Raw genomic sequence first — 5,003 nt, forward strand, 5'->3', positions numbered from 1 at the left:
GGTCCGGGCGGTGGATGGATCCATGCGCTCGCCTCTTTGTTCTAGTACAATCTCTTATTTGTGTCAGAACACTATCAGCTCATCGGTACGACAGCCGTCGAGATTTCGGCCAGCATCGAGTCGGGCATCCGCACCGGCGCCCTGTCCCCGGGGGCCGCCCTGCCGCCCGTGCGGACACTCGCCGCCGAGCTGGGGGTCAGCCCGGCCACCGTCGCCCGCGCCTACCAGGAACTACGCCAGCGCGGCCTGCTCGCCACCGCCGGCCGGCACGGCACCCGGGTACGCCCCCGCCCGCCGGTGGCCGCCCGCCGCTCCGCGCTGCGCCCCGCACCGTTGTCCGGTGCCCGGGACCTGTCCCGGGGTGAACCCGACCCCCGGCTGCTTCCACCGCTGGGCCCGCACCTGGCGGCGCTCGCCACCGACGGCGGCCCGTCGGTCGGCTACTCCGATGCCGGAGTGCTGCCCGAACTGGCCGAGACGGCCCGCGCCCGGCTGCGCGCCGACGGCGTACCGGCCGGAGAGTTGACCCTCACCGGCGGTGCGTTGGACGGCATCGAGCGCCTGCTCGGCGCCCACCTGCGTCCCGGCGACGCGGTGGCGGTCGAGGACCCGGGCTGGGCCAACCTGCTCGATCTGGTCGCCGCGCTGGGCCTACGCCCGATCGGCGTACCGCTGGACGACGAGGGGCCGCTGGTCGCCGGGGTAGCCGGCGCGCTGGCCGCGGGAGCGCGGGCGCTGATCGTCACCAGCCGGGCCCAGAATCCGACCGGCGCGGCCGTCTCGGCGGCCCGTGCCGAGGCGCTGCGGGCGCTGCTCGCCGGCCGACGGGACCTGCTGTTGATCGAGGACGACCACGCGGCCGAACTGGCCCGCGTGCCCCTGCACCCGCTGGCCGGTGCGACCGCGAGTTGGGCCTTCCTCCGTTCGGTGAGCAAGCCCTTCGGCCCGGACCTGCGGCTGGCGGTGCTTGTTGGCGACGAGACGACGGTGGCCCGGGTGAGTGGTCGTACCCGGGTCGGTGCCGGCTGGGTCTCCACCGTGCTGCAACGCCTGGTGCTCTCCCTGTGGCGGGACCCGGCGGTCGCCGAGTTGGTGCAGCGGGCGGCGCGGAGCTACGAGCAGCGGCGCGAAGGGCTGCTCGCCGCGCTGGCCGAGCACGGCCTGACCGCACACGGTCGTAGCGGCATCAACGTCTGGCTGCCGATCGCGGACGAGACCAGCACGGTGACCGCGCTCCGCGACGCCGGCTGGGCGGTGGCCCCCGGCGCTCTCTACCGGATCGCGGCCCCGTCCGCCCTGCGCATCACCGTCAGTTCCCTGGACACCGCCGACCTGGCCCCCCTGGCCGCCGCCGTGGCCCACGCCGAGAACCCACCCCCCTCGCGGGGCTTCCCCACCTGACCCCGCTCCCGCGATCTGACGAGTGGTGTCGAGGAAGATGTCGGACCCGTGCACCTTGTGGCGAAAAAGTGGATATCGCGGGGATTCGGGACGGCCGGGACGGGTATGCGGGCGCCCGGAGGTGGGGGACATGGCGTCTCGTGGGGCTCGTAAGGGGATTTGGATCGCGGTCGCGGTGGCGATCATCATCATCATCATCGTGCTGATCGCGATCGCGTCCGGTGGCGATGGGGGCGGGAACGGATACTGACGCGAAGCCGCCGATGCGCCGGGGCGTATCCGGCGGCGAGCAACGAACGGGTATATAACAGTCGGCATGGCCGAGCAGACCGGGAGCGCTCCGGGCGCCCAGCGGTTCATCCCGTCCGACGCCGACACCATCGACGACCTGCGCACCGCCGCGGGCGGCTGTCGGGGCTGCGAGCTGTACCGGGACGCCTCGCAGACCGTCTTCGGCCGGGGTGACGAGAGCGCCCGCGTGGTGCTGGTCGGCGAGCAGCCCGGTGACATGGAGGACCAGAAGGGGCTGCCCTTCGTCGGCCCGGCCGGACGCCTGCTGCGCCGCGCGGTCGACGACGCCGGGCTGGACCCGGGTCACCTGTACCTGACAAATGCCGTGAAGCACTTTCGCTTCGAGCTGCGCGGCAAGCGGCGGATCCACCAGACCCCGGACCAGACGCACATCACCGCCTGCCGCCCCTGGTTGGTCGCGGAGTTCGCCCGGCTGCGTCCGGAGATCGTGGTGGTGCTCGGCGCGACCGCCGCCAAGGCGCTGCTCGGCCCGTCCTTCCGGGTCACCCGGCAGCGGGGTGAGCTGCTGCCCTGGCCGGAGTCGGCCCAACACCCCGCCGACTTCGAGCAGGTGCCGGTGGACAACGCCGGGAAGCGGGCCGACGCGCCGCAGGCTCGGCTGCTGGCCACCATCCACCCGTCCGCCGTCCTGCGGGCCGACGACCAGGACAAGGCGTACGAGGGCCTGGTCGCCGACCTCACCGTCGTCACCCGCGCCCTGCCCGGCTAGCCGCCGACCGCAGCCGCCCTGCCCGGAGCCGGCGAAACGCAGCCCCCGGCCCGAGCCGCGAAACACAGCCGCCCCTACCCGAGCCGCGACACGCAGCTGCCCCGACCCGAGCCGACGGAAAGTGCCGCCCGGGTCGCGCCACGAGGCGATACCTGCCGGAAACGGCGATGCGGGTACCGCGTAACAGATCCTCTGCAGACTCATGCGAGTCGATCTTGTAGGGGAGGCCGTTATGAGCGATCAGACGCAGTCGATGGTCAGCCGGCGTGGGTTCCTGCGTACGGTCGGAATCAGCGGCGGTGCCGGAGCGATGCTCGCCACCATGGGCGCCATGGGGCTGGCCCCCAGCGCGGCGGCGTCGGTCACCCCGGCGTTCCGGCCGCCGGAGCGGTCCGACTTCACGCTCACCGGGCGGTCGGGCGCCAGCGTGGTCGTTCTCGGCGGCGGCATCGCCGGGCTCACCACGGCGTACGAGTTGGGCAAGGCGGGCTACCACTGCACCATCCTTGAGGCGCGGCACCGCGTCGGTGGACGGAACCTGACCGTCCGGGGCGGCGACGTCGAGACGGACCTCGACGGACGCACCCAGCGGGCCAGCTTCTCCGACGGGGTCTACTTCAACGCCGGGCCGGGCCGCATCGCACAGTGGATGGTCACGATGGACTACTGCCGGGAACTCGGCGTACCCATCGAGGTCTTCACCAACCAGAACGCCGACGCCTGGATCTACAACGAGTCCGCCGGGATGACCGAGCCGGTCCGGTACCGCACCGCCAAGGCCGACGTGTACGGCTACGTCTCGGAACTGCTCGCCAAGGCCACCGATCAGGGTGCGCTGGACGCCCGGCTCACCACCGAGGACCGTGACCGGCTGCTGTCGTTCCTGCAGAGCTTCGGTGCGATCGGCGGACGGACCAGCGACTGGGCGTACACCGGCACCAACCGTCGCGGCTACCTCGCCTACCCGGGCGCGGGCAACGACGTGGGGAGCCCGCTCGGTACGCCGCCGGCACTCGCCGACGTGTTCGCCAGCAACATCGGCCGGTACTTCTCCTTCGAGTTCGGCTACGACCAGGCCATGCTGATGTTCCAGCCGGTCGGCGGGATGGACCAGATCCCCCGAGCCCTGGCCCGGGCGGTGGGCTCGCACCGGATCCGACTCAACGCCGAGGTGACCGCGGTGACCGACCGGGGCGGTCGGGTCGAGGTGACGTACCGGCAGGGTGGCCGGGAGTCGCAGATCAGCGCCGACTACTGCGTGGCGGCGCTACCGCCGCACCTGATGGCCCGCGTACCGCACAATCTCGGCACGGCGGTGACCGCGGCGCTGGCCGACTTCCCGGTCACCGCCTCCGGAAAGATCGGCCTGGAATACCGCAGCCGCTGGTGGGAGACCGATCAGCGGATCTACGGCGGCATCACCGAGACCGACCTGGACCTGTCGCACATCTGGTACCCGTCCTACGGCTTCCACGGGAAGCGCGGCCTGGTCGTCGGCTATTACAACACCGGGGCGAACGCCAGGGCGTACAGCGGGCTCACGCCGGAGCAGCGCAGCGAGCGCGCGATCAGCCAGGGTGTGAAGATCCACGGTGACAAGTACCGCAGTGAGCTGGTCAGCTCGTACTCCCACGCCTGGGACCGGACCCGCTACATCGAGGGCGCCTGGACGTCACCCCGGTACGGCACGCCCGGCTACAACCTGCTGCTCCAGCCGGCCGGGCGGGTCTACTTCGCGGGGGACTGGCTCAGCCACGAGGTGGCCTGGCAGCACGGCGCGTTCGTGGCGGCGCGCTCGGCGGTCTCCGCGCTGCACCAGCGGGTGATGGCCGGCTGACCGACCCCGCTCCGGCGAAACCCACTGCCGCTGGTCGGGGCGGGTGCGCGAGGATGGGTCACCCCCTTCCTGAGGAGCGCCGATGGCGACCGACCTGACCGTGCCGCGTACCGCCGCCCGACCCGACGTCGCGTCGATCCAGCGGCGTACCCTGCGGCTGCTCTTCACCACCCAGATCATCGGCGGGATCGGCGTGACCATCGGCATCTCCGTGGGCGCGCTGCTCGCGGCGCGGGTCGCCGGGACCGCGGTGGCGGGTGTCGCGCAGAGCGCCGGGGTGGTCGGTGCCGCGCTGCTCGCCGTCCCGGTCACCCGGATCATGGCGCGGCACGGTCGCCGACCGGGCCTGGTGCTGGGGTACGCGGTCGGCGCTGTCGGCGGCGTGCTGGTGGTGCTGGCCGCGGCCACCCGCTGGGTGCCGCTGCTCTTCCTCGGCATGCTGCTCTTCGGCGGGGGCACCGCCGCGAACCTGCAGGCCCGCTACACGGCCGTGGATCTCGCCGAGCCGGCCCGCCGGGGGCGGCAGCTCTCCCTGATCGTCTGGGCCACCACCATCGGTGCGGTGGCCGCGCCGAACTTCGCCGCGCTGGCCGACCGGGTCACCACCGGCTGGGGGCTGCCCCCGTTGGCGGGCCCGTTCGCGTTCAGCGCGGCCGCGTTCGTGCTGGCTGCCGTCGTACTCCTCGGGTTGCTCCGGCCCGACCCGCTGCTCACCGCGCGGCGGCTCGCGGCGGTCGACGCGCC

The 5,003-nt window shown here is 72.8% G+C and carries 4 protein-coding genes; all 4 read left to right on the plus strand.

The features are described 5' to 3' along the window. Positions 1–60 precede the first annotated feature (60 nt). Positions 61–1,401 carry an aminotransferase class I/II-fold pyridoxal phosphate-dependent enzyme gene (locus tag PSH25_RS27830; RefSeq protein WP_238661858.1) on the plus strand — a complete coding sequence of 447 codons (1,341 nt, stop codon included), beginning with the start codon at positions 61–63 and terminating at the stop codon, positions 1,399–1,401. A 316-nt stretch (positions 1,402–1,717) separates the two neighbouring features. Further along, positions 1,718–2,422 carry a UdgX family uracil-DNA binding protein gene (locus PSH25_RS27835; protein ID WP_238661859.1) on the plus strand — a complete coding sequence of 235 codons (705 nt, stop codon included), beginning with the start codon at positions 1,718–1,720 and terminating at the stop codon, positions 2,420–2,422. Positions 2,423–2,654: 232 nt separating this feature from the next. After that, positions 2,655–4,259, plus strand: a complete 1,605-nt coding sequence (locus PSH25_RS27840) for a flavin monoamine oxidase family protein (protein WP_238661860.1) — start codon at positions 2,655–2,657, stop codon at positions 4,257–4,259. Between the two features lie 82 nt (positions 4,260–4,341). Continuing rightward, a partial coding sequence (locus PSH25_RS27845; protein WP_372492864.1) for an MFS transporter occupies positions 4,342–5,003 on the plus strand: 662 nt, incomplete at its 3' end.

Origin of the sequence: Micromonospora foliorum, assembly GCF_022229015.1 — a bacterium.
Classification (GTDB): Bacteria; Actinomycetota; Actinomycetes; order Mycobacteriales; family Micromonosporaceae; genus Micromonospora; species Micromonospora foliorum.

Excerpts from the sequence above, each read along its gene's own strand:
- PSH25_RS27840 (WP_238661860.1), top strand. The coding sequence starts at position 2,655 with ATGAGCGATCAGACGCAGTCGATGGTCAGCCGGCGTGGGTTCCTGCGT.
- PSH25_RS27835 (WP_238661859.1), top strand. The coding sequence starts at position 1,718 with ATGGCCGAGCAGACCGGGAGCGCTCCGGGCGCCCAGCGGTTCATCCCG.